Here is a 22,808-nt window from a genome sequence, read left to right as displayed (position 1 = left end):
TCCTGTCCTTTACTTCTTACGCGCGTGGCGGCTGCGGACGATATACTTATCGGTCTGCTTGTTGCTCCGCGTACGCTTGCCTTTGGTCGGTTTACCCCAGGGAGTAACCGGATGACGACCGCCGGAGGTCCGCCCTTCACCACCACCGTGCGGGTGGTCGATCGGGTTCATGGCGACACCGCGCGTATGCGGGCGAATGCCAAGCCAGCGGGAACGGCCTGCCTTGCCGAGATTGATGTTGGCGTGGTCCGGGTTGGACACGGCGCCAATGGTGGCCATGCAGGTGCCGAGGACACGACGCTGCTCGCCAGACATCAGGCGCAGCGTGGTGTAGCCCTGGTCACGGCCCACGATCTGAACGAAAGCACCGGCAGAACGAGCGATCTGGGCGCCTTTGCCCGGCTTCAGCTCGATGTTGTGCACGATCGTTCCAACAGGAATGCTTGCCAGCGGCGCGGCATTGCCCGGTTTGACGTCGACATTGTTGCCGGCAACAACGGTGTCGCCGGCGGCCAGGCGCTGCGGCGCCAGGATGTAGCTCAGCTCGCCGTCTTCGTAGCGGATCAGGGCAATGAACGCGGTCCGGTTCGGATCGTATTCAAGGCGCTCGACCGTTGCCGGTACATCCCACTTGCGGCGCTTGAAGTCGACAAGACGGTAGGACCGCTTGTGACCGCCACCGCGGTTCGGGGACGTCAGGCGGCCGGTGTTGTTGCGGCCACCCTTCTTGGACAGGCCCTCGGTCAGGGTCTTGACCGGCTTGCCCTTGTGCAGACCGGAGCGGTCAACCTGAACAAGCTGACGGCGGCCCGGGGACGTTGGATTGAATGTCTTAAGTGCCATTTTTCTAAAGTCCCCGTCTTAGAGCCCGGTGGTCACGTCGATGCCGTGACCTTCCTGCAGCGTTACGACGGCCTTCTTGAAGTCGGACTGGCGGCCAAGACGTCCACGGAAGCGCTTCACCTTGCCCTTGCGGACCAGGGTGTTCACAGCCATGACCTTGACGCCGAACAGTGCCTCGACAGCAGCCTTGATCTCAGGCTTCGTTGCGTCGTTGGCGACCTTGAAGACAACCTTGTTCTCTTCCGAAGCCATCGTCGATTTTTCGGTGATCACCGGACCAACGATCTTGTCGTAGTGAGGAAGTTTGCTCATTTGAAGCGCTCCTCAAGTGCGGACACCGCTGCCTTGGTCAACACCAGGGTGTTGGCCCGCAGGATGTCGTAGACATTGATGCCCTGGATCGGCAGTACATCCACGTGCGGGATGTTGCGCGAAGCCAGTGCGAAGTTGTTGTCGACGTCAGCGCCGTCGATCACCAGGGCACTGGTCAGTCCGAGCTTCTGCAGCTGTTCCTTGAGTGCCTTGGTCTTTGCTTCGGCTGCCTTTGCGTCTTCAACGACAACGATGCTTTCTGCTTTCGCCTTGGCGGACAGAGCATGCTTCAGGCCGAGGGCGCGAACCTTCTTGGGCAGGTCATGGCCGTGATCGCGAACGACCGGGCCGAATGCCTTGCCACCGCCGCGGAACTGCGGAGCCTTCCTGTTGCCGTGACGTGCGCCGCCCGAACCCTTCTGACGGACGAATTTCTTCGTCGTGCCGGAAATCTCCGAACGCTTCAGCGTCTTGTGGGTGCCCGCCTGGCGCTTCGCCAGCTGCCAGCGCACCACACGGTGGATCAAATCGGTGCGCGGCTCGAGACCGAAGATCTCGTCAGACACCGTGATCGAACCGGCCGCCCCACCTTCGAGGGTCTTGACCTGGAGTTCCATCACTCACTCTCCTTCCCGGCAGCCTCGGCCGCATCGGACGCCTTGAAAGCACCCGGTACCGGAACGTTTTCCGGCAGCGCCTTTTTGATCGCGTCGCGGACCAGGATCCAGCCGCCCTTGGCGCCCGGAACGGAACCCTCGACCATGATCAGGCCACGCTCAACATCAGTGCGCACAACCTTCAGGTTCTGCGTGGTGACACGGGCATCGCCCATGTGACCGGCCATTTTCTTGCCCTTGAACACGCGGCCCGGGTCCTGACACTGACCCGTGGAACCGTGCGAGCGGTGCGAGATTGAGTTACCGTGGGATGCACGGCCACCACCGAAGTTGTGACGCTTCATCGCACCGGCAAAACCTTTACCGATCGACGTGCCGGTCACGTCCACGAACTGGCCCTCGACGTAGTGGTCGGCAGTCATTTCCGAACCGACGTCGATCATGTTGTCCGCGGAAACGCGGAACTCGGCCACCGTCCGCTTCGGCTCGACCTTTGCAACAGCAAAGTGACCGCGCAGTGCCTTCGGCGTATTCTTAACTTTCCGGGTACCTGCGCCGAGCTGCAGCGCCGTGTAACCATTCTTTTCGTCAGTCCGGTGGGCAACCACCTGGCAGTTTTCCAGCCGCAAAACAGTGACCGGAACATGCTCGCCTGCATCGTTGTAGATGCGGGTCATGCCCACTTTCTGAGCGATCACTCCAGAACGCATGATGTGTCCCCTTGACCCCGCCTTAGAGCTTGATCTCGACGTCGACACCAGCGGCCAGGTCGAGCTTCATGAGCGCGTCCACCGTCTGGGGCGTCGGATCAACGATGTCGAGAAGACGCTTGTGCGTACGCATCTCGAACTGATCGCGGCTTTTCTTATCGATGTGCGGTCCGCGAAGCACGGTGTACTTCTCGATCCGCGTCGGCAGCGGCACGGGACCCCGTACCTGAGCACCGGTCCGCTTGGCCGTATTGACGATCTCCTTGGTGGAGGCGTCGAGAATACGGTGGTCAAACGCCTTGAGGCGGATCCGGATATTCTGACCGTTCATTGTTGTTGTTCCCAATAAGACTGCGGGCCTGCCCGCGTTACCTTGAGTTTCGCCGGCAGGCCCGGCTGTCGATTATTCGATGATGGATGCGACGACGCCGGCGCCGACGGTACGGCCACCTTCGCGGATCGCGAAGCGCAGGCCTTCTTCCATGGCGATCGGCACGATCAGCTCAACGTCAACCGATACGTTATCGCCCGGCATCACCATTTCCGTGCCTTCCGGAAGGGAGACAACACCCGTCACGTCCGTCGTACGGAAGTAGAACTGGGGACGGTAGTTGGTGAAGAACGGCGTATGACGGCCACCTTCTTCCTTCGTCAGGATATAGGCTTCCGCCTTGAACTTCGTGTGCGGGGTAACAGAACCCGGCTTGCAAAGCACCTGGCCGCGCTCAACTTCCTCACGGCCAACGCCGCGGATCAGAGCACCGATGTTGTCGCCCGCTTCGCCGCTGTCCAGCAGCTTGCGGAACATTTCAACACCCGTAACCGTCGTCTTCTGCGTGTCCTTGATGCCGACGATCTCGACTTCTTCACCCACGTTGATCACACCGCGCTCGACACGGCCGGTCACAACCGTACCGCGGCCGGAGATCGAGAAAACGTCTTCGATCGGCATCAGGAACGGCTGATCCTTCGGACGCTCGGGCGTCGGGATGTATTCGTCAACCTGAGCCATCAGCTCACGGATCGCGTCACGGCCGATCTCGGCGTCGCGGTTCTCGACAGCTGCGAGAGCCGAACCCTTCACGATCGGAATGTCGTCGCCCGGGAACTCGTACGAAGACAGAAGCTCGCGGATTTCCATTTCGACGAGCTCGAGAAGCTCTTCGTCGTCGACCTGGTCAACCTTGTTCATGAAAACAACAAGAGCCGGAACGCCAACCTGACGCGCAAGCAGGATGTGCTCGCGGGTCTGCGGCATCGGGCCGTCTGCCGAAGAAACAACAAGGATCGCGCCGTCCATCTGCGCCGCACCCGTGATCATGTTCTTCACGTAGTCGGCGTGGCCAGGGCAGTCAACGTGAGCGTAGTGACGGTTCTCCGTCTCATACTCAACGTGTGCCGTGGAGATGGTGATGCCGCGTGCCTTTTCTTCAGGCGCACCGTCAATCTCGTCGTAGGCTTTTGCTTCTGCGCCGCCAGCCTCGGCCAGCGTCATCGTAATTGCAGCGGTCAGCGTCGTCTTGCCATGGTCAACGTGGCCAATCGTGCCAATGTTAACGTGCGGCTTGTTGCGCTCAAATTTTTCCTTCGCCATCGGCGTCGCTCTCTGTCCAATACTCGGTTCGGTCGATACAGGCTCGAGGCGGGACGCCCTCCGGCGCCTTGGACAGATCCGCGAGCGTCGAATTGCTTCCCGTAGAACTTATGTCAGGATTTCCGGGCGAAAGAGCCTTCCGTTCCGGACACTCCGGTTTGCCCCATGATGGAGCGGGTGAAGGGAATCGAACCCTCGTCGTCAGCTTGGAAGGCTGCTGCTCTACCATTGAGCTACACCCGCACAACGAGAGAAACAGGTACGATGGTGGAGGAGGTTGGATTCGAACCAACGTAGGCATAGCCAACGGATTTACAGTCCGTCCCCTTTAGCCACTCGGGCACTCCTCCATCTCGTCCTGCTTCACGCCGAAGCGATCAGGATGGCTTACCGGAGAACCCGCCCGAAAGGGGCGAGCAATCCCGTGGCGCGTGTTATGCAGATGCGGACCTGCCCTGTCAACGCTGATTTTGCAAAGAAATGCACAAAATCGGGAAGACGTTCGAAACAGGTGCTTCGAACGTTGGAGATCACTCCGGTTACCGTGTTTCCAAGAGTGCCTTCCCGGCCCTCCAATGTCACCGTTTCCGTATGCATTTCCTCAGACTAAGCCAAGAATCGCCCCTGCCTGTGGACAACTCATCAGCGCGGCCCGGGACGCGAAACTCAGGAGCCGCGTGTTGCATCAGCGCACATTCGGGGGCCGTCCCACACGCATTCCGGTTGTAAGCCCTCATGTTGTGTTGTACCTACAACAAATGACATCTGATCTGAAAGACATCGACTTTGCCGAAATGGGCAGAACCTGCTTCGGCCACGCGGCCCGGCGCACGGCGAATCTGCTGACGCGGCATTACAATCGCGCCATGGCCGGGCTTGGCCTGGAACTGACCCAGGCACAGCTTCTGGCGGTCATTGCCGACGGCACCGCCCCCTCCGCCTCGGCGATTGCCCGCTATCTTGGCATCGACCGCTCGACACTCGCGCGCAATCTTCGCCCGCTGGAAGCCGCCGGTCTGATCCGGAGGCGGGAAACGCCAGGACGCGCCGTCCTGCCCGTGCTCACCGCAGAAGGCGAAGAAAAGGTCGTTGAGATCCACACGGCCTGGCAGCACGCCCAGAAGGAGCTGGCGGACATGCTCGGCCCGGAAGGCGCCGAAGCGGTCCGGGCCCATATGTCCGCGCTGCGCAAAGCCGTCCACATCCTGGAAGACAACGACGCCAAGGCCGCGGCAAACGTGGAACAAACCAGCTGAATGCTTCTGAGTGAAGGACATCCGATGAATAGCACGGACACGATTACCGAAAACGGCACCACCCACGAGATCGGCGCCCTGCCGAAAACTGCCTTTTCGGAGATGACCGGGCTCGACATTTTCCGGCTCATGATGGCCGGCGACCTGCCCGCCCCGCCGATCATGATCCACTCCAATATAAGAATGAAGGAATTCGAGGAAGGCCGCGCCGTCTTCACCGGACTGCCGGCGAAGGAGTTTCTCAACCCGCTTGGAACCGTCCACGGCGGCTGGATCTCAACCCTGATCGATACGGCGCTCAGCTGCGCCGTCCACACCACGCTGAAGCTAGGCGAGTTCTATACGACCACCTCGCTCAACGTGAACATGGTCCGCCCGCTTCAGGCCACCAGCGGCGAAGTCATCTGCGAAGGCCGGATCGTCCATCGCGGCTCGCGCCTTGCAACCTCCGAAGGCGATCTCAGAAACGCGGACGGCAAGTTGATCGCCCACGGCACGGTGAGCTGCATGATCCTGAAGCCGTCTTGAAGACAGAACGGAATGGCTGACTTGATCCGGGCGATTTGTTTCTGCCCGAAGCGCGGATCGCGCTCGCGCCAGGCAGCAAACACTTGCCTTCTTGCCGCCCCGGACCCGATCCGGGGCCATTTGCCAAGATGACACGGGTCCCGGCACAAGGCCGGGACGGCAGGTGCTCTTTCACGCCACACGCATCAAGAAGATGACCTCCGCCCTTCCCCTCCCCCGAATTTGCCGCTACAGCAATCGCCATGACAGATACCTCCAAATCTGGCCGTCCCGGACCGCGTTCGGGTCAGAAGCCTTTCTATAAGAAAAAGACTGGCGGCAAGCCCGCGCCCCGCAGACCCGGTCTGCCGCCGGAAGGCCCGGTTCTTTTGTATGGCCTGCACACGGTTGAGGCCGCGTTTGCCAACAAGGACCGCAAGCGGCTGAAGCTTTACGCCACCGAAAACGCGCAGAACCGCTTGGCTGAGCGTGGCGTTGCCATTGACGTTCCCGTCGAGACCATGATGCCCCGTGCGCTGGACCGCATGGTGACAAAGGACGCGGTCCACCAGGGCATGATCCTGGAAGCCGATCCCCTGCCCGCCTATGGTGCGGAACATCTTAAAGGTGCGCGGCTGGTGCTGGCGCTTGATCAGGTCACCGACCCGCACAACGTCGGCGCGATCCTCAGATCCGCCGTTGCCCTTGATGCCGACGCCGTTGTCACCACTGAACGCCATGCGCCGGAAGAAGGCCCTGTCCTTGCCAAGTCAGCCTCCGGCGCCCTCGACATGATCAAGCATGTGCGCGTGAAGAACATGGCAAGGTTTGTCGCTGAGATGAAGGAAAAGGGCTTCGGCTGCATCGCGCTCGACAGCGACGGCCCGTCCAGCCTCGAAGACACCGCCTTCACCGACAGGACCGTGCTGGTTCTTGGCTCTGAAGGAAAAGGTGTCCGCCAGGGTGTGCGCGAGGCCTGCGGTCTTCTGGCCCGGCTCGACATGCCCGGCGCGATCCGCTCGCTCAACGTCTCCAACGCCGCCGTCCTGTCGCTTTATGTCGCCCGCATGAAGATGGGTCTTTAGTCCAGCCCCCCATAAAGCAGGTGTTTCCCCAAAGGGTTCCGGGTCGTCGCCGGGACGTTATCAGAGCGCGGCGCGCAACGGCTTGTCAATTCCTGTGAAGCTGCCCCGCGCAATCGGCACCCGCGGCAAATGCCACCTGTCAAATCGCCCGATTATCCACAGCAGCGATCAGATTTCAGCTGATGTTAGAGAGGCTTGCGGGAAATTTTCGCAGCACATGTTAATTTTTTCCTTTCAACCATGGACAAGCGCGTCCAATCTGGTAGAAGCCATCCCCGGCGCCGGTATAGCTCAGCTGGTAGAGCACGTGATTTGTAATCTCGGGGTCGCGGGTTCGAATCCTGCTGCCGGCACCAGTTTCTCCCAAACTATTGTCGTCTTAGCTTTCCCGGACATTGGGTAACGAAGAACTTCGTGTCATTGTCCGGCACCAAGCGACACGTATGTCCTTCTTTATTTTTCATTGTGTTTGAAAGTCGACTTCCCGTGCACGACGCTTGGAGCCCAGCGCGAACCCTCGCGCCGCCTTTCAGCATTCATTGCTTACAGAGGATATCGGAATCTGACTTCAGGATGTCTCGAATTGCGTGTTGAGCTTGTGTGACGTAAATACGGCAACACTGGCTTTGTGCACTTGCATCGTTCTTGGTTTTTGGATTCGGAAACTGAAAGGAGCACGGTGATGGACTGGCTATCAGCACCCGTGACGACCGCGATCATTTCTGCGTGCGTCTCACTCGCGGTATCAGGTGTCTCATTTCTGGTCGCTTCTCGGAAAGTACGTGCTGATTGGAGAAGATTTGATCGGCAGCTGACGCGCGAACTGTCTGCAAAGCTGTTCGAGTTGCGACTTTCGACATACGGGCAGGCTTTTGAAATTACTGATAAAATACGCAAGTATACAAGCAACCACGAGTTTGAGCATTCTGCTCAGCTTAGAAAAAGACTGCACGAGTTGCGAGAGTGGCGGAGCGGCCAGATACAGTTGATACTATCGAGGAACTCAATTGATGCTTTTCGAGATCTCGAGGCCGCTCTGGGAAAAAATCCCGGCGGAAGACAAGGCAACCCCGAAGCCTACACCACAGCTCAGATTGACAAGATTTTTGATGCGCGAACCAATCTGCGGCGGGCGCTTCGGTCCGACATCGAACCACTACACGTCAGTCTGGGGATTGAAGAGAAGCACTACTTGGAAAGAAAGTTGGATCTGAAGCAATGGAGAAGCAATTCCTCGTGAGTTAAGTCCGAACCTCAAAGACAATTTATGTAGCGAAGGAACCTGGATTTTGCCGACTGTTTTGAGTTGATCCGAAATCAAGGCTTGAGGAAAGGAGTCGGTCCCAGCCAAGACATCAAGAGTTTGGTATGGCCATCAGTTCTGACCTGGTTCGATACTAGGTTTGAGGGAACTTGCCAGCATCGTGCTCCTCTTAAGCGCCTGGGTTTGCCACCCTGCCGAAGCTTTTCTGTTGCACCTGAAGGCCATCGACCCTCTTTCCCGACTTTATGCGTCTTTAGTCCCGAGGGCGGCGGCAATATGAAACACGGCGGGTACAAGACAAGGGGTCCACAAAGACGCTGCGCGATCCCCCGTAGGTGACTATTGTCAATTTTCTCGATGAACAATGCTCGAAAATTGATTTCAAATTAGTTAATATTTGACTAACACAGTGTTAATGAATATGGTTAATCGGTTTTATGTGCTGGGAGTTTTTCCAATGATGACAAAGTTTAAGAAATTCATGTGCATCGCAGGTATGAGTTGTGCGAGCATGGTAATGGCAACGAATGCAAACGCTGTAATCACGAGCGTTTCGGGTCCTAATTCAAGCGCCGGTGTGGCCGCCGCAATTATCGCGAACCCTGCGCACGTCCTCGACGACGTGACAACCAACAGCGGTCAGCAGGGTTTCAATGAAGCACAGAACGTCGTGCTCGGATCGGCCATCTCCGTTGACGGCGGATCGATCGCGGCTGGGACGACAGTCAACAGCCACATGATCTTCCTCAACAGCAGCGGCAACGCTCTAATCAGCCACTTCAGTGTTGATTGGACGTTCAGCGGCACGATCCTCGGAGTGATGTCCGACAAAGGGGGGACCCTTGAGGCTGCGACATCCTCCGTTCTCGGTGCTCTGGGCACCAACTATACCGTGCCGTTCCCTGGCAGCGGTGCGGCAGCACCGTTCAATGCGCGCGGCCTGGAACAGAACGATGGGCAAGGCGATGGTTCGAACGATGGTTACTCCATCAACGGAAATGTCCTGACGCTCGGCATGAAGGTCACGGAACCGGGTGACTGGATCCGTGTTGTGACCGCGACAACAGTGCCGATCCCGGCAGCGCTTCCGCTTCTGGGCGGCGCTCTTGCGATTGGTGGCTTCCTAGGATGGCGGCGCAAGCGCAGCGAAGCGTAACAACTGCACCAAACTGCTGGAAATCGAAAGCGGCCCTTCCCGGGCCGCTTTTTTCGTGTGTGGTGCCAGCCTGGGGAAACCGCGCCTTGCTCGCTGATAGATATCGGATCCGGACGGTAGCGGTTTCAAGGTATGAACTGGCAGGCTGAACGGCGCCCGCCCTCTTCTCGGTCGTTTGACCTCTCCCCTTCCGATTTCCCGTATCACTGCATCACGTCCCGCAGTATGGTTCGCCAGGACCCTGTCGCGCCGAACCGTGTGAAAATCATCCGATGCCCGCCGTGCTCAGCGAAAGGCTGCGGCAAGGCTCCGCTCAATGTCTGACAAGTCCGCGAGGTCATGATGTCCACACCCGTCCGCACTGAAAGCGATTCCTTCGGAGCTCTGGAAATTCCAGCGGACAAGTATTACGGCGCGCAGACCGCGCGTTCGCTGATCAATTTCCCGATCGGTGGTGAGACCATGCCGCTGCCGCTGGTTCATGCGCTCGGCGTGATCAAGCAGGCCGCCGCACGCGTCAACCGCGACCAGGACAAGCTTGACCCCGACATCGCGGACGCGATCGACCGCGCCGCCGGAGAAGTCGCGTCCGGAAAGTTCGACGACAATTTCCCGCTGGTTGTCTGGCAGACCGGATCGGGCACCCAGTCGAACATGAACGCCAACGAGGTCATCGCCAACCGGGCGATCGAGATCCTTGGCGGCGAGATAGGCACAAAGACGCCTGTTCACCCGAACGATCACTGCAACATGAGCCAGTCGTCGAACGACACCTTCCCGACGGCCATGCACATTGCCGCTTCGCGCGAGATCCATCACCGGCTGCTGCCGGCACTTCAGCACCTGCATTCGGCTCTCGCGGCCAAGTCGTTACAGTGGCATGAGATCCTCAAGATCGGGCGGACCCACACGCAGGACGCGACGCCGCTCACGCTCGGGCAGGAATTCGGCGGCTACGCCGCCCAGCTGGAAATGGGTATCCGGCGGGTCACGGAAGCCTCGGACGGGCTCTTTGACCTTGCACAGGGCGGCACCGCCGTCGGCACCGGACTGAACACGAAGGCAGGCTTTGCGGAAGACTTCGCAGCCGAGGTCGCAAACATTACCGGCCTCCCCTTCCGGACGGCGCCCAACAAGTTCGAGGCCCTTGCCGCCCACGATGCCTATGTCTACGCCCATGGCGCCCTCAACACGGTCGCCGCGTCGCTGTTCAAGCTCGCCAGCGACATCCGCCTGCTCGGCTCCGGCCCGCGCTCCGGGCTGGGCGAACTGTCGCTACCGGAAAACGAACCCGGATCGTCGATCATGCCCGGCAAGGTCAACCCGACCCAGTGCGAGGCGATGACCATGGTCTGCACGCAGGTTTTCGGCAATCAGACGACGATATCGGTTGCCGGCAGCCAGGGACATTTCGAACTCAACGTCTACAAGCCCGTCATGGCCTACAACATGCTGCAATCCATCCGGCTTCTGGCAGACGCCAGTGTCAGTTTTACTGACCGTTGCGTCACCGGCATCACGGCCAACGAGGACAACATCAAGGAGCTGATGGAGCGGTCCCTGATGCTGGTGACCGCCCTTGCGCCTGCAATCGGCTATGACAAGGCAACCGAAATCGCCAAGACCGCCCACAAGAACGGCACGTCGCTGCGCGAAGAAGCGTTGAAGCTCGGCTATGTCACGGAAACGGAATTCGACAGGCTCGTGCGCCCGGAAAAGATGATCGGTCCGGCCTGAAACGGCACGTTGCAACCGATAGTGACCTCCGCCGGCCGAAAAGCCGGCGGAGGTCTCAGGATCAGAACTGGTAGTTGACCCCGATCCGGGCCAGAAACCCCGTATTGTCCGTTTCACTCTGGTAGTCGATGCCGTTTAGCGCGCCCACGGCCCTTACCGCGGCGTTCCCGCTCGCCGTCACGCTGCTGTCGGCAAGGTCGTAGTAAAGCCCATCCAGTTTGATGGATATGTTTTCGGTTGCCTTGTATTCGCCGCCGCCGCCGAGGGTCCAGCCGAATTTGAACTCGTCCTCGCTGCCTGACCAGACCAGGGTTGGCGCATCAACACCCGTCACACTGGCCGAATAGTTGACCTGACCGAATGCAAGGCCACCGGTCGCGAACAGAAGGAAGCGGTCGCTCGGCGCATATCCGAGGCGGCCCCTGAACGTTCCGAAAAACTTCATTTCCCGCTCGGCGCGCGTGTTGAGCCGCGTCCCGAGCACCGCGACGCCGGTAAAGGAGTCTGCCTCATCGTAGTCGAGATAGGAGATGTCCCCTTCCAGACCGTAGACCCAGCCGCCGCTCTGCATGTTGTAACCGGCGGTGATACCACCGTTGAAACCGTTGTCGTCAAGGCTCAGGCTGCCCGGAACAATGGTGCTGCCAAGGCTCTGGAAACCGGATGTTCCCGTGGTGTCCGCGTCATCGTTTGACCAGCCCCAGCCAACAAAGGCTCCAGCGTAGAATCCGGACCACGACGGGCTGTACTCAATCACTGGTGTTACCGCAAGATCTGCGGAAAGTGCGGCAGTTGATGTCAAGAGGAACGCCGCACCCGCGACGGGTCCCGCGTACCATTTGTTCAGTTTCCGATCCATCCAAGGCTCTCCTATCGAAATGGTCGCCTCTCCATTCACGAACAGGAACACACAATCATGGTTAACAGTTCGGAAACGCGAGGGTCTGATTTAGGACATTGTTACGCAGCGTTAGACTTCTCCGCCGCGTCACAGCCACCCGACGCACACGCTCAACGGCGGGATTTTGCCGTCGATGGGCTTTACGAATGGCCGTTTCGCTTGGATTTTGTTTGTTCCGGCAACAATTGCACGCCAGTTTTCCTAGCGTCAGGCGCGAATTCCGGACTTGACGTCAGGCCCCGGCAAGCGCAGCGAACTTGATTCAGGAACTTCAAGTGTCCAGCCAAGCCTCTGCAAATAAAACATTTAGCCTTTTCGAATCAGAAGACTACCGCCTATGCACAAAACAAATCCCGGCACGAAGGCCTTCGTGCCGGGATTCAGGTCGGAGAACCGAATCAATCGATATGCAGTCCTGCGCGTCTCCAGCTCAGAAATGCACGGACTGGGTGTCCAGCGGCTTCTGCAGCGGCGGCGCGAACTTGGTCAGATCGATCCCCTCGACCGCCGTCTTGTATTCATCGATCGTGGGCGTGCGGCCGAGAATGGCGGACAGAACCACGACCGGTGTCGAGGCGAGCAGCGATTCACCCTTCTTGTCATCGGAGTCCTCGACAACGCGGCCCTTGAAGAGGCGCGTGGACGTGGCAAGAACGGTGTCGCCCTTGGCGGCCTTTTCCTGGTTCCCCATGCACAGGTTACAGCCGGGACGCTCCAGATAGAGGATGTTTTCATATTCCGTACGCGCCGTGCTCTTCGGAGCCGTGTCATCGAATTCGAAGCCGGAGTATTTCTGCAATACCGCCCAGTCGCCCTCTTCCTTCAACTCGTCGATGATGTTGTAGGTCGGCGCGGCCACAACGAGCGGGGCGTTGAATTCGACGCTGCCGGAGGCCTTTTCCAGATTGCGCAGCATCTGGGCAACGATCTTCACGTCTCCCTTGTGCACCATGCAGGAGCCGACAAAGCCGAGATCGACCTTCTTTTCGGCCCGGTAGTGCGAGATCGGCCGGATCGTATCATGGGTGTAACGCTTGGATATATCGGCGTTGTTCACGTCCGGATCGGCGATCATCGGCTCATTGATTTCGTCGAGGTCGACAACGACCTCCGCGAAATACTTGGCGTTGGCGTCGGGGGCGAGAGCGGGTTTTTCACCGGACCGGATTTCAGCAATCCGCTTCTCGGCAATGTCAACAAGGCCGCGCAGCATCTGCGCGTCATTGTCCATGCCCTTTTCGATCATGATCTCGATACGGTGCTTCGCAATCTCCAGGGACTCGATCAGCGTCTCGTCCTCGGAGATGCAGATGGAGGCCTTTGCCTTCATCTCCGCGGTCCAGTCGGTGAAGGTGAAGGCCTGGTCGGCCAGCAGCGTGCCGATATGAACCTCGATGATGCGGCCCTGGAAGACGTTGTCGCCGAACTGTTTCAGCATCTGCGCCTGCGTCGCATGGACGACATCGCGGAAGTCCATGTGCTCGGCCATGGCCCCCTTGAACGTGACCTTGACGGACTCCGGGATCGGCATGGTCGCCTCCCCAGTTGCAAGGGCAAGCGCCACGGTGCCGGAGTCGGCGCCGAAAGCCACGCCCTTGGACATCCTTGTGTGGCTGTCCCCGCCAATGATGATCGCCCAGTCATCCACCGTGATGTCGTTCAGAACCTTGTGAATGACGTCCGTCATGGAATGGTAGACGCCCTTGGGATCGCGCGCTGTGACCAGGCCGAACTTGTGCATGAACGCCATCAGTTTCGGCGTGTTGGCCTGCGCCTTCAGGTCCCAGACTGATGCCGTGTGACAGCCGGACTGGTAGGCGCCGTCCACGCTCGGAGACAGAACCGTCGCGGCCATGGCCTCAAGTTCCTGGGAAGTCATGAGACCCGTCGTATCCTGCGAGCCGACGATGTTGACCTTGACCCGGACATCGGATCCGGCATGCAGCACGGCACCCGGTGTCACGCCGCGCGCATTTGCGTTGAAGATCTTCTCGACAGCCGTCAGGCCCTGCCCTTCGTGCGAGATCTCCTTCGACGGTGCGAAGGCGGATTTCAGCTCGATCCCGAGGGTCTCGCAGGCAAAGCTCTGCAGCTTCTTGCCGAAGACAATCGCGTAGGATCCGCCGGCCTTGATGAATTCAAGCTTCTGCGGCGTGAAGGACGAACTCAGATCGGCGTGTTCCTCGTCGCCGGCTTCATTCAGCAGTTTCATGCTCTTGGTGTTGATGGTCAGGACGGTTCCCGTCTCCACCGAGTATTTCTGTTCCAGAACCGGGTTGCCGTCATTGTTCAGGATCGGATTGCCGTCCTCGTCCAGCTTCTTGACCCAGTTCTTCAGGTCGACGCCGATACCGCCGGTGACGCCGACGGTTGTCAGGAAGATCGGTGAAATACCGTTCGTGCCGGCAACGATCGGCGCGTAGTTCACGAAGGGAACATAGGGGCTGGCCTGCTTGCCGGTCCACAGTGCCACGTTGTTGACGCCCGACATGCGCGAGGACCCGACACCCATGGTGCCCTTTTCGGCGATCAACATCACCTGCTTGTCCGGATGCTGCAGCTTCAGCGCCTGGATCTCCTGCTGCGCCCGTTCCGAGATCATGCATTTGCCGTGCAGTTCCCTGTCGGCGCGGGAGTGGGCCTGGTTGCCCGGGGACAGGAGATCGGTGGAGATATCGCCTTCGGCGGCGATAAAGCTCACCACCTTGATTTCTTCGTCGACGTCCGGAAGCTTCGTGAAGAACTCCGCCCTGGAGTAGCTTTCCAGAATGTCCCTGGCAATCTCGTTACCGGCGGCAAAAGCTTCCTTGATGCGGTCCGTGTCGGCTTCGTAGAGGAAGACCTGTGTCTTGAGGACATCGGCGGCGGCCTGCGCAGTCGGCTGATCGTCTCCGAGCGCCAGGTCGAGAAGGACCTCGACGGACGGTCCACCCTTCATGTGCGACAGCAGTTCGAACGCGAATGCCGGCGAGATTTCATCAACCACGGCATCGCCAAGGATGATCTCTTTCAGAAACCGCGCCTTTTCACCCGCGGCGCTCGTCGTCCCGGGAAGCGTGTTGTAGATGAAAAACTTGAGGGAATCCTGCCTGTGCGGATTGCCGGCATCCTTGATTTGCGCGATGAGCTCGCTCACAAGCGCACCATCGTCGATCGGCTTGGGATGCAGGCCCTGCTCTTTGCGGCTTTCGATTTCTTCAAGGTAGGCGGTGTACAGGCTCATGGGCGTCCTCGGGAACTGGGGTTTCTTTATGCTTCGGCGCAGCCTCTCCTGAGGCGCCGGAAGCCGGATAAAATGAATTGTATGCGGCGGTATACTATTTCTCGCCGGAATGCAAGAAGAGATCACGCGACGCGCGTTCAATTGCGGTCGAATCCGACCGTATGACGCGCCACCGAATATACCAAAATCAGCCGAATTGACAGCTCTCGGCGCTGTGCGCGCGGTCTTGCCTTGCGGATCGGCGTTGGCGGCCCGTCGTCAGGTTCTGGCCTTTTCGAATGCCGCCCAGGCTTTCTGGAATTTCTCGAAATCGAAGCCGGGCTGACGCGCGGGCTCAAGAACGAGCTTTTCGGTCTCCAGCAGCTTGCCGATCGCGGAAGCAAGCACCGGTATCACGTCCTCGGGGATGACCAGGGCCCCGTGCCGGTCGGCATGCACCAGTTCTCCCGGATGAATGTCCAGCCCGAAGATCTTCACCGGTGTGTCGATTTCCTTCACATGGACAAATCCGTGGCTCGGTCCGACGGACCCGGCAACAACGGGAAAGTCATCCGGCAGATCACCGAGATCGCGCATGACGCCGTTGGTCAGGGCCCCGCAGAGCCCGAGCCCCTTGTGAACGGTCGTGTTGATTTCACCCCAATAGGCACCGATTGCATTCGGATAGTCAACGTCCTCGACCACGGTGAGCGCCGGCCGGGGGCCTTCGGACATGTAGCGGTAGTAGTCCATGCGCCGGGTCTTGATCACATCCGCCGTCTCGGTCGGCGGTGCCAGCGCGGAGATCTTGGCGGTTCTGGCATAACCGACCATGGCACCGGCCGCGGGATCGGAGGCGAGCATCGTCCCGCGCGTGAAACGGTTGAAGCCGCGCCTGCCCTGCGCCACTTCGATTGCATTGCAGACGGTCGGCGTGTCGACGGATTTCAGAAGGTCCAGAAGCTCGGTATTCATGCGATGTCCAGCCAGCTCTTGAAGGCCGCGTTGACGGCCTCGGGTTGCTCCAGGGTCGGCAGATGTCCGGCCCCCTCGATGATCGTCAATTCAGAACCTGCGATGAGCGCGTGCATCAGTTCATGCCGCTCCAGCGGACAGAGCCGGTCCTCCTTGCCCATCAGGATCAGCGTCGGAACATCGACCGACCTGAGGCTCTCCTGCTGGTCGGGACGGCGCTGCAGGGCCCGGGACTGACGTTCGAACACATCGGGTCCGAGATCCAGCGCCATCGTCATGCACGTGTGCAGGACATCCTGCCGGAGCGGCCCGTTGGCGAGGTAGTTGGGTTTGAGCTCATCCCGCATGACGTCGCGCAGGCCGCCGGCCCGTACCGCGTCGATCTGGGGTTCGCGGCGCTGCCGGACGTCTTCGCGTTCCGCGCGCGGGTTGGTATCGAGCAGCGCCAGCCGGGAGACGCGGTCCGGTGCCTGCCGGTAAACTTCCATCGCGACGATCCCGCCCATGGAAAGTCCGGCCAGGGCAAATGCCGGCGGGGCCTTTTGCAGAATGTCTTCCGCGAGAGCCTGGATCGTGTCGAGGGCCGTGATGGGGGCCAGATGGAGTGGAACGCTGCCGGACAATGCGGCGATCTGCGGCCCATAGAGCCGCGCGTCGCACATCATCCCCGGCAGCAGGACCAGCGGTGTCACGCACGCGCCTCCGCGATGGCAGCCCCGTCCGCCAGGGATTTGAGCTTTGCAAAGGCTATCTCTGGATCGACCGCCCCGAAGCCCGCAAACGTGCCGAAGCCACAGTCCGAACCGGCGATCACGCGGTCCATGCCGACGATGCCGACGAACCGGTCAAGCCTTTGCGCAACCACTTCAGGGTGTTCGACGAAGTTGGTGGTCGTGTCGACAACGCCCGGCACCAGGATCTTGTCGTCCGGGATCTCCGACCTGCGGTCGCGGAATACCGTCCATTCATGCGCGTGGCGCGGGTTGGATGTTTCAAACAGAACGTAGCGCGCACGCGCCGACATCAGGGTCGAAAAGACCTTGTCCATCGAAATGTCGCAGACATGAGGGCCTTCATAGTTCCCCCAGCAGATATGGATGCGCACCTTTGTGGGATCGATGTTCTGCAGCGCATGGTTCAGCGCCTCGACATGGCTTGCTGCGATCTTCAGGAATTCCTCGTCCGACAGATCTGTGAACAGCATGTGCCGGGACAGCGCGAGATCGGGACAGTCGAGCTGGAGATCAAGACCCGAGGCAACGATCGTCTCGTATTCGTCCTTCATGACATCGGCCAGGGCCTGCAGATACGCCTCGCGTGTCGGATAGTGATCGTTTTGCAGGAAGAGTGAAATCACGCCGGGCGACGCGGCATTCATGAAACCGGCCGTTGCGCCGTGTGTCGCCATCGCGTCCTTCAGATGCTTGATGTCCTTGATCAGCTCCCCCTGCCCCTTGGAGCGCACCTCGCCCGTGCACATCGGACGGGCGTATTGCGGCGTCCCGCCGCTGTCCGCGATCCGCTTCAGGAAACTCGGGTAGAGCTTCAGGTCCGCCGGCGCGTTGCGCGGGCTGTCACCGGAAAAACCCGTGTACCGATCCTTCACATAGGTGGCGTAAGAGATCTTCGAGGTCTCGCCGTCGCTGACGATCGTCACGCCGGCATCAACCTGCTTGCGCACGGTTTCCGAAACGGCCGTTGCCATCGCGGCATCAAAGGCGGCCTGGTCGAATGGCTCGCCCTTTTCCCGGGCAAAGATGAAATCAACGACTTCCTGTGTTCGCGGCAACGAGCCGACATGGGTCACATCGATCTTGCTCATGGGTCCCCCCAGTTGTTTCGACGGGTCAACCCCGCTCTGTTGTTATCCCACCCAGGTCGGCCCCGCCGGGTCATCGGTGTTCATGACGCGGTAAAGGCTGGCCTCGCCGCTCATCGACGGAACCAGAGAGTGCTCCAGTCCCGGCGGCACGGCACAGGTGTCACCCGGCGCCAGCACTTTTTCACCACCGGACCAGCCGAGCTTCCAGTGGCCGCGCACGATCATCAGGATCTCATGACTTTTGAGGCTGTAGGGCGTCTCGGGAAGCGATCCGCGGGAAAGGAAGTCGACCTCGAACCCCGGCCTGTCCTTCAACAGGCCGTGCTCGCCGATCACCCGGCAGGGTGACTTGGCGCTGAGCGCCATCATGTCCCAGTAGCGCGCGACATAATCCTTCACGACAGCATCGTTTCCGGGCTCCGGAAAAACCTTGAGTTCCTCGTCACTCAGAAGCGGCATCGGGCTGACGCCTTCAGGAAGCGACTGGCCTTTCTTCGTGTCGTAAAGAACGCCGTTCTGCCCCAGCACCAGGCCGTGATCACTGGCATCCTCGATGACCTGCGGCGCCCAGGTGACCCCGCCTCCGGCATCGTCACCGCCGAGGATCGCCATGATCATTCCGTAGTCGGTACCGATATTTTCAAATCCGCGGAAAATGCCTGTCGGGATATTGAAGATGTCGCCTTCTTCAAGAGTGACCTCGCCCGCCGTTCCCCAGCGCCCCCAGAAAAAGCGCCACCTGCCCTTCAGCACGAAAAAGACTTCCGCGGTCGTGTGCGAATGCAGCGAGTTCCGGCACTTGGGCGGCTGGCCCGCGGCACCGATGTTGAAACCCGGCGTGTCCTTGATGTGGACATGCTGGTCCGGACTTTCGGAGACACCGCCGCCGATGATCGTGAAGTTCTCCTTCTGATCCGATCCAGGCGTGTGGGCGTCGATGAAAGCTGTACGGCAGGGTTTGAGGTCTCCGTAGCGTACGATCCGGGTTTCCATTTCTTCAGGGCTCATGACCAAACCTGCTTTCAAGTTATCCGGTTTTCAGGGCGATCTGTTTCCAGATCGCCGTTTCATCAAAAAGCGTATATTCGCGGCGCAGACCCCAGGGCCCGAACTCGGCATGCGACGCGCCCATGACATGGACCTGCGCGCCACTGGGTTCGCCAAAGGCGCCCCATCCGTCATGCTTGCCATTGAGGGACCAGCGAATGGCGGCGCGCGGCGGCATCGACGGGTCGTCCCGGCCTATCCGGTGCTCGATCCGGAACTCGGCGGAGGGAAAACTCGCGCGCAGCCCCATCCAGAAGCGATCGGCTGCTCCCCAGGAATGACCGTTGACACCCCCCGGGTAATACAGCGCGCAGGCCCTGTCATACTCCGCTTCGATGACCGCCATGTCCGCACCCATGATCCGCGACAGGATATCCGCGTAGCGTTCGCCCCACTCATTGTCGTTTCCCATGCCCTTGTAGGGTCCGGGCTTGTCGATGGCCGGTGTGAAGGGATGAACGCAGAGTTCCGGGCCGCCTTCCCGTGCAATCAGGTCGCGCGCATAGTCCTTGGGATCCAAGCCCATCTGACGGACGATCGCGCCCTGGTCCCTGATGAGCCATTCGTCGTTGATCTGGTTGTCGATGGCATGACAGTCGGCAATGATCCGGTACTGGAGTTTCTTGCCGCTGGCAGGACCATAGACGCCGTCGCCAAGATGTGTCGCGGTCGATATGATCCTGTGAGATGAAAGCATCCCGTCTTCCGGCGAGCCCGACCAGATCACGTCCTCCCCGAGCAGGGTCCTGTCCGGAAACTCGGCCAGCGTTGCCATGGTTGCACCGATGACATCCTGGTTTCCGACAACAACGGACGCGGGCGAGCGGACGACAATATCGTCCGAATAGTAGTGGTGCAGCGTCGCAATCTTGCGCTCTTCCCAGATTTCCCTGGTGATTCCGATGATGTAATCGGGGAAATCCTTCCAGCGCGGGTCAAAGCCTTTCATCGGGCCATCCTTGGGGTATGCGTGCGGAACCGCGGATCATCAGCGGTCCGTCTATCTGAATTTTCCGGACATCGTTGCGGCTCTCCTCGATCCAGCCGAGCAGCGTGGAGACTGTTGCCTCCACCATCCTGTTCGAGGGCTGACGCAGCGTTGTCAGGTCGTAGGCAGGCCAGGACGCCAGGGACACGTCGTCATATCCGACGACCGAAACGTCACCCGGAATATCCAGCTTGAGTTCAAAACGCAGCACGTCCATGACCGCAAAGGCCATGTGATCATTGCCGACGAAGACGGCATCGGGACGGTCGCTGGCGGAAAAAATTTCGCGGGCCGCAGCGGCTGCAGTCTCGCGATTGTACATGCCGTCGATACAGGCGACCGGCTCCAGACCGGCCGCCGCCAGCCCGGCACGGAACCCGGCCTCGCGGTCGCGCCCGGTGGACGAACCGGACCAGCCGGCGATATGGGCGATTTTCCGGTGGCCGCCGGCAAGCAGGAATTCCGCGATCTTGCGTCCGCCGGCGAGGTTGTTGGACGTCACCTGGTTGAGCCTGTCATCGTCCTGGCCACGGTTGAACAGAACCACGGGAACCCCGGCGGCCGAACACCGTGCGGCAAGCGCGTTGGACATGCCCACGGATGCGGTGATGATGCCGTCGACCTGGTAGTCAAGCAGCTCTCCCATCACCTTGTCGACGCTGGCATCGTCGTTCGAGACCATGAAGACTAGGATGTGATAGCCGTGTTCCTGAAGGGCCGTCGACAGCTTCTCCAATGCATCCGGGTAGAACTGGTTTTCAAGATAGGCCACCACCAGACCGATGATCTTCGACCGGCCGGTGATCAGCGACCGTGCAAGCACATTGGGGCGGTAGCCGAGTTCGTCTGCGGCCTTGAGCACCTTGTCGGCCATCTTCGGTGAAACCGATGCGCCCGGCGTGAACACGCGGCTGACGGCCGACTGACTGACACCGGCCTTCCGGGCTACATCTACGGAAGTGACTTTTTCGGAGCGCATCAGTCCGCCGTCCAACCTCCGTCCACGAGAAGCGATGTCCCGGTCACCAGCGAGGAGGCATCGCTCGCAAGATAAAGCACCGCCCCCATGATGTCCTCGACGACACCCGTGCGGCCAAGCTTGATCTTCTCCTCGATCCACTGGACCCGGTCCGGATTGTCGAAAGTCTGCTCGGTCAGCGGCGTGCGGATGAAAGTCGGGCAGATCGTGTTGACCCGGACCTTGTGCGGCCCGAACTCCAGTGCCATGGCCTTGGTGAAGCCCTCAACCGCGAATTTCGATGCACAGTAGACCGCGCGGTCGATGCCGCCGACATGCGCCATTTGCGAACTCATGTTGATCAGCGACCCGGATCTGCCTGCCGCAATCAGGCCTCTCGCAACACATTGCGTCACGAAATATGCCCCGCGCACATTCACGTTCATCACGGCATCAAAGTCTTCCGGGGTGGTATCGACGGCTGCGCTGTGGCGCGCCAGTCCGGCGCTGTTGACCAGGACATCGAAGGGGCCGTGTTTGTCAATGCTGACCTGCACCTCAAGGACATCGGCGACATCCAGCTGAAGCGCAGAGGCAGCAAGGCCCTTCGCCCGGATCGCCTCGACGGCCTCCTCGAGCTTGTCGGTCCGGCGCGCCGCCAGAACCACATCTCCCCCCGCCTCCGCCAGCGCCACGGCAGAGGCAAGGCCGATCCCCGAAGACGCCCCGGCGACGAGCACCTTTTTGCCGTGAAGTGAAAAGCTGGGAGTGGAAGGCAGGTTGATCATGGAAGCGCAACTCCGGTTTCTGGGTCAAAGCCCGTACGGGCCTTGTTGAAATCCCGAAGTCGATTGAAAACGTCAACACCCAATTGCGCATAAGCGTCGAGAAGATCGACCATGACCCAGTTTTCGCGGATCAGGCCTTTCTCCACGCGCCAGAAATCGAGGCTGCGCATGGTTATCTTCTTGCCTGCAGGTGCAATCCCCATCCAGCCGTCATGCGTGACGGACTGGATCATGTCGGGCCATCCAGTCACGGCCGCGTAGTTGCGGTCGCCGAAGAAGTGGTACTCGATCTGGTCGACATACTGGCCGCGATCCGGCATGGCCTTCAGAAACGGGATCTGGTGCCACTTGCGGAAGCCGTTTATTCCGCGGCCGGTACCGATCCCGGACGGCCCGTACCAGCTCATCCGCGGATGCCAGAATTTCGGCATCTCCATGACCTCGGGCCCGCCTTGCGACGGATGCCGTTTCATGTGCTCCAGCATGTCGATGATCAACTGGCAGGTCGCTTTGCCGGTTGTTTCGTCATAGGGGCCCGGCACGATGCCGTCCTCGGTCGCCGGCCCCGGCACATGCCACTCGCGGCCGAGGCTCGGTGCCATCGGCCAGGCGCCTGCCTGCATCATCACCTCGGGAATGTCCCAAAGCGACTGAAACTCCACGACCTTGCCGTCGACAAACTTGTAGAATTCGTGAAACCGCATGGCCACCTGGTGACCCGTTGCCGGAATATCCAGAAAGGGCCGGTCGAAAGATCCGGTATAGTATCCCCCGCAACCGACCCAGTCGTTGCCCTCCGGTGTCGGACCGGCCATGACGATGGTATCGCGCCGCTCCAGATCCGGGATCGCCCTGAACAGCGGTGCATAGGCCTTTTCGTAAAAGGCGTCCGTTCCCGCCGTATCGCCGAACGGGTGGCACAATCTGAACAGGACATCGGGCGTGCAGAGGTCGGCAAGCGCCCCTCGGACCGCGGTCTCCTCGAAGTCGTACATGGCTGCACGAAGCGGCGCGATCAGCTCTTTATGGCGGGTATGCCTGTCCAT

At 60.0% G+C, this 22,808-nt stretch carries 22 protein-coding genes and 3 tRNA genes; 7 read left to right on the top strand and 18 right to left on the bottom strand.

Annotation, left to right across the window (positions count from 1 at the left end):
• Positions 1 to 9 precede the first annotated feature (9 nt).
• The 8 genes from rplB to ACO08A_RS23245 all read right to left on the bottom strand — a co-directional run bounded on the left by rplB (position 10) and on the right by ACO08A_RS23245 (position 4,426).
• Entirely contained in the window at positions 10 to 843 is an 834-nt protein-coding gene (gene rplB, locus ACO08A_RS23280; protein ID WP_319382502.1) for a 50S ribosomal protein L2, read from the bottom strand.
• Positions 844 to 861: 18 nt separating this feature from the next.
• Positions 862 to 1,155 carry a 50S ribosomal protein L23 gene (locus tag ACO08A_RS23275; protein ID WP_319382503.1) on the bottom strand — a complete coding sequence of 98 codons (294 nt, stop codon included), beginning with the start codon at positions 1,153 to 1,155 and terminating at the stop codon, positions 862 to 864.
• Positions 1,152 to 1,772, bottom strand: a complete 621-nt coding sequence (gene rplD / locus ACO08A_RS23270; RefSeq protein ID WP_422038299.1) for a 50S ribosomal protein L4 — start codon at positions 1,770 to 1,772, stop codon at positions 1,152 to 1,154. The genes ACO08A_RS23275 and rplD overlap by 4 nt, the downstream gene beginning before the upstream one ends.
• The gene (gene rplC, locus ACO08A_RS23265) at positions 1,772 to 2,482 is read right to left on the bottom strand and encodes a 50S ribosomal protein L3 (protein WP_306143911.1); all 711 of its coding nucleotides are present in this window, start codon (positions 2,480 to 2,482) and stop codon (positions 1,772 to 1,774) included. The genes rplD and rplC overlap by 1 nt, the downstream gene beginning before the upstream one ends.
• Positions 2,483 to 2,504: 22 nt before the next feature.
• Positions 2,505 to 2,813 carry a 30S ribosomal protein S10 gene (gene rpsJ, locus ACO08A_RS23260; protein ID WP_006936455.1) on the bottom strand — a complete coding sequence of 103 codons (309 nt, stop codon included), beginning with the start codon at positions 2,811 to 2,813 and terminating at the stop codon, positions 2,505 to 2,507.
• Between the two features lie 72 nt (positions 2,814 to 2,885).
• Complete coding sequence (gene tuf, locus ACO08A_RS23255; RefSeq protein WP_422038298.1) at positions 2,886 to 4,076, bottom strand: elongation factor Tu; 1,191 nt, start codon at positions 4,074 to 4,076, stop codon at positions 2,886 to 2,888.
• A 169-nt stretch (positions 4,077 to 4,245) separates the two neighbouring features.
• Positions 4,246 to 4,319 (bottom strand) — tRNA-Gly (locus ACO08A_RS23250).
• A gap of 22 nt (positions 4,320 to 4,341) precedes the next feature.
• Positions 4,342 to 4,426 (bottom strand) — tRNA-Tyr (locus ACO08A_RS23245).
• Positions 4,427 to 4,834: 408 nt separating this feature from the next.
• On the opposite strand from ACO08A_RS23245, the gene ACO08A_RS23240 reads away from it, so the two are divergent.
• The 7 genes from ACO08A_RS23240 to fumC all read left to right on the top strand — a co-directional run bounded on the left by ACO08A_RS23240 (position 4,835) and on the right by fumC (position 11,081).
• Positions 4,835 to 5,332, top strand: coding sequence for a MarR family winged helix-turn-helix transcriptional regulator (locus tag ACO08A_RS23240; protein ID WP_422038297.1), 498 nt, complete (start codon positions 4,835 to 4,837; stop codon positions 5,330 to 5,332).
• 24 nt (positions 5,333 to 5,356) lie between these two features.
• Positions 5,357 to 5,860, top strand: coding sequence for a PaaI family thioesterase (locus ACO08A_RS23235; protein ID WP_422038296.1), 504 nt, complete (start codon positions 5,357 to 5,359; stop codon positions 5,858 to 5,860).
• A gap of 242 nt (positions 5,861 to 6,102) precedes the next feature.
• On the top strand, positions 6,103 to 6,924 hold the full coding sequence (locus ACO08A_RS23230; protein WP_422038295.1) for a TrmH family RNA methyltransferase: 822 nt from the start codon (positions 6,103 to 6,105) through the stop codon (positions 6,922 to 6,924).
• Between the two features lie 280 nt (positions 6,925 to 7,204).
• Positions 7,205 to 7,280 (top strand) — tRNA-Thr (locus ACO08A_RS23225).
• A gap of 326 nt (positions 7,281 to 7,606) precedes the next feature.
• The gene (locus ACO08A_RS23220) at positions 7,607 to 8,164 is read left to right on the top strand and encodes a hypothetical protein (protein ID WP_422038294.1); all 558 of its coding nucleotides are present in this window, start codon (positions 7,607 to 7,609) and stop codon (positions 8,162 to 8,164) included.
• A gap of 541 nt (positions 8,165 to 8,705) precedes the next feature.
• Entirely contained in the window at positions 8,706 to 9,344 is a 639-nt protein-coding gene (locus ACO08A_RS23215) for a hypothetical protein (RefSeq protein WP_422038293.1), read from the top strand.
• Positions 9,345 to 9,686: 342 nt separating this feature from the next.
• Entirely contained in the window at positions 9,687 to 11,081 is a 1,395-nt protein-coding gene (fumC, locus tag ACO08A_RS23210) for a class II fumarate hydratase (protein WP_422038292.1), read from the top strand.
• 61 nt (positions 11,082 to 11,142) lie between these two features.
• On the opposite strand, the gene ACO08A_RS23205 is transcribed toward fumC, so the two are convergent.
• The 10 genes from ACO08A_RS23205 to ACO08A_RS23160 all read right to left on the bottom strand — a co-directional run bounded on the left by ACO08A_RS23205 (position 11,143) and on the right by ACO08A_RS23160 (position 22,808).
• Positions 11,143 to 11,940 (bottom strand): outer membrane protein, encoded by a 798-nt coding sequence (locus ACO08A_RS23205; RefSeq protein WP_422038291.1) that lies wholly within the window; start codon positions 11,938 to 11,940, stop codon positions 11,143 to 11,145.
• Positions 11,941 to 12,412: 472 nt separating this feature from the next.
• The gene (locus ACO08A_RS23200) at positions 12,413 to 15,205 is read right to left on the bottom strand and encodes a bifunctional aconitate hydratase 2/2-methylisocitrate dehydratase (protein WP_422038290.1); all 2,793 of its coding nucleotides are present in this window, start codon (positions 15,203 to 15,205) and stop codon (positions 12,413 to 12,415) included.
• A 258-nt stretch (positions 15,206 to 15,463) separates the two neighbouring features.
• Positions 15,464 to 16,159 (bottom strand): RraA family protein, encoded by a 696-nt coding sequence (locus ACO08A_RS23195; RefSeq protein WP_422038289.1) that lies wholly within the window; start codon positions 16,157 to 16,159, stop codon positions 15,464 to 15,466.
• Complete coding sequence (locus tag ACO08A_RS23190; protein WP_422038288.1) at positions 16,156 to 16,851, bottom strand: alpha/beta fold hydrolase; 696 nt, start codon at positions 16,849 to 16,851, stop codon at positions 16,156 to 16,158. Before ACO08A_RS23190 ends, ACO08A_RS23195 begins: the two co-directional genes overlap by 4 nt.
• On the bottom strand, positions 16,848 to 17,981 hold the full coding sequence (locus ACO08A_RS23185) for a cobalamin-independent methionine synthase II family protein (RefSeq protein ID WP_422038287.1): 1,134 nt from the start codon (positions 17,979 to 17,981) through the stop codon (positions 16,848 to 16,850). The genes ACO08A_RS23190 and ACO08A_RS23185 overlap by 4 nt, the downstream gene beginning before the upstream one ends.
• A gap of 42 nt (positions 17,982 to 18,023) precedes the next feature.
• Positions 18,024 to 18,989 carry a cupin domain-containing protein gene (locus ACO08A_RS23180; RefSeq protein ID WP_422038286.1) on the bottom strand — a complete coding sequence of 322 codons (966 nt, stop codon included), beginning with the start codon at positions 18,987 to 18,989 and terminating at the stop codon, positions 18,024 to 18,026.
• 19 nt (positions 18,990 to 19,008) lie between these two features.
• Entirely contained in the window at positions 19,009 to 19,977 is a 969-nt protein-coding gene (locus ACO08A_RS23175; RefSeq protein WP_422038285.1) for an ester cyclase, read from the bottom strand.
• A complete protein-coding gene (locus ACO08A_RS23170) occupies positions 19,964 to 20,995 on the bottom strand; it encodes a LacI family DNA-binding transcriptional regulator (protein ID WP_422038284.1) in 1,032 nt (343 codons plus the stop codon). The genes ACO08A_RS23175 and ACO08A_RS23170 overlap by 14 nt, the downstream gene beginning before the upstream one ends.
• Positions 20,995 to 21,762 (bottom strand): SDR family NAD(P)-dependent oxidoreductase, encoded by a 768-nt coding sequence (locus ACO08A_RS23165; RefSeq protein WP_422038283.1) that lies wholly within the window; start codon positions 21,760 to 21,762, stop codon positions 20,995 to 20,997. The genes ACO08A_RS23170 and ACO08A_RS23165 overlap by 1 nt, the downstream gene beginning before the upstream one ends.
• The gene (locus ACO08A_RS23160; protein WP_422038282.1) at positions 21,759 to 22,808 is read right to left on the bottom strand and encodes an ester cyclase; all 1,050 of its coding nucleotides are present in this window, start codon (positions 22,806 to 22,808) and stop codon (positions 21,759 to 21,761) included. Before ACO08A_RS23160 ends, ACO08A_RS23165 begins: the two co-directional genes overlap by 4 nt.

This window comes from Roseibium sp., assembly GCF_965232425.1.
Taxonomy (GTDB): Bacteria; Pseudomonadota; Alphaproteobacteria; order Rhizobiales; family Stappiaceae; genus Roseibium.
Note: the sequence above shows the minus strand (reverse complement) of the source record. Positions and strands in the feature narration are given on the sequence as shown.

Excerpts from the sequence above, each read along its gene's own strand:
- ACO08A_RS23170 (WP_422038284.1), bottom strand. The coding sequence starts at position 20,995 with ATGCGCTCCGAAAAAGTCACTTCCGTAGATGTAGCCCGGAAGGCCGGT.
- ACO08A_RS23160 (WP_422038282.1), bottom strand. The coding sequence starts at position 22,808 with ATGGACAGGCATACCCGCCATAAAGAGCTGATCGCGCCGCTTCGTGCA.
- ACO08A_RS23165 (WP_422038283.1), bottom strand. The coding sequence starts at position 21,762 with ATGATCAACCTGCCTTCCACTCCCAGCTTTTCACTTCACGGCAAAAAG.
- ACO08A_RS23175 (WP_422038285.1), bottom strand. The coding sequence starts at position 19,977 with ATGAAAGGCTTTGACCCGCGCTGGAAGGATTTCCCCGATTACATCATC.
- ACO08A_RS23215 (WP_422038293.1), top strand. The coding sequence starts at position 8,706 with ATGGCAACGAATGCAAACGCTGTAATCACGAGCGTTTCGGGTCCTAAT.
- ACO08A_RS23185 (WP_422038287.1), bottom strand. The coding sequence starts at position 17,981 with ATGAGCAAGATCGATGTGACCCATGTCGGCTCGTTGCCGCGAACACAG.
- ACO08A_RS23275 (WP_319382503.1), bottom strand. The coding sequence starts at position 1,155 with ATGAGCAAACTTCCTCACTACGACAAGATCGTTGGTCCGGTGATCACC.
- rplD (WP_422038299.1), bottom strand. The coding sequence starts at position 1,772 with ATGGAACTCCAGGTCAAGACCCTCGAAGGTGGGGCGGCCGGTTCGATC.
- tuf (WP_422038298.1), bottom strand. The coding sequence starts at position 4,076 with ATGGCGAAGGAAAAATTTGAGCGCAACAAGCCGCACGTTAACATTGGC.
- ACO08A_RS23180 (WP_422038286.1), bottom strand. The coding sequence starts at position 18,989 with ATGAGCCCTGAAGAAATGGAAACCCGGATCGTACGCTACGGAGACCTC.
- fumC (WP_422038292.1), top strand. The coding sequence starts at position 9,687 with ATGTCCACACCCGTCCGCACTGAAAGCGATTCCTTCGGAGCTCTGGAA.
- ACO08A_RS23240 (WP_422038297.1), top strand. The coding sequence starts at position 4,835 with ATGACATCTGATCTGAAAGACATCGACTTTGCCGAAATGGGCAGAACC.
- rplB (WP_319382502.1), bottom strand. The coding sequence starts at position 843 with ATGGCACTTAAGACATTCAATCCAACGTCCCCGGGCCGCCGTCAGCTT.
- ACO08A_RS23205 (WP_422038291.1), bottom strand. The coding sequence starts at position 11,940 with ATGGATCGGAAACTGAACAAATGGTACGCGGGACCCGTCGCGGGTGCG.
- ACO08A_RS23220 (WP_422038294.1), top strand. The coding sequence starts at position 7,607 with ATGGACTGGCTATCAGCACCCGTGACGACCGCGATCATTTCTGCGTGC.
- rplC (WP_306143911.1), bottom strand. The coding sequence starts at position 2,482 with ATGCGTTCTGGAGTGATCGCTCAGAAAGTGGGCATGACCCGCATCTAC.
- ACO08A_RS23200 (WP_422038290.1), bottom strand. The coding sequence starts at position 15,205 with ATGAGCCTGTACACCGCCTACCTTGAAGAAATCGAAAGCCGCAAAGAG.
- ACO08A_RS23230 (WP_422038295.1), top strand. The coding sequence starts at position 6,103 with ATGACAGATACCTCCAAATCTGGCCGTCCCGGACCGCGTTCGGGTCAG.
- ACO08A_RS23235 (WP_422038296.1), top strand. The coding sequence starts at position 5,357 with ATGAATAGCACGGACACGATTACCGAAAACGGCACCACCCACGAGATC.
- rpsJ (WP_006936455.1), bottom strand. The coding sequence starts at position 2,813 with ATGAACGGTCAGAATATCCGGATCCGCCTCAAGGCGTTTGACCACCGT.
- ACO08A_RS23195 (WP_422038289.1), bottom strand. The coding sequence starts at position 16,159 with ATGAATACCGAGCTTCTGGACCTTCTGAAATCCGTCGACACGCCGACC.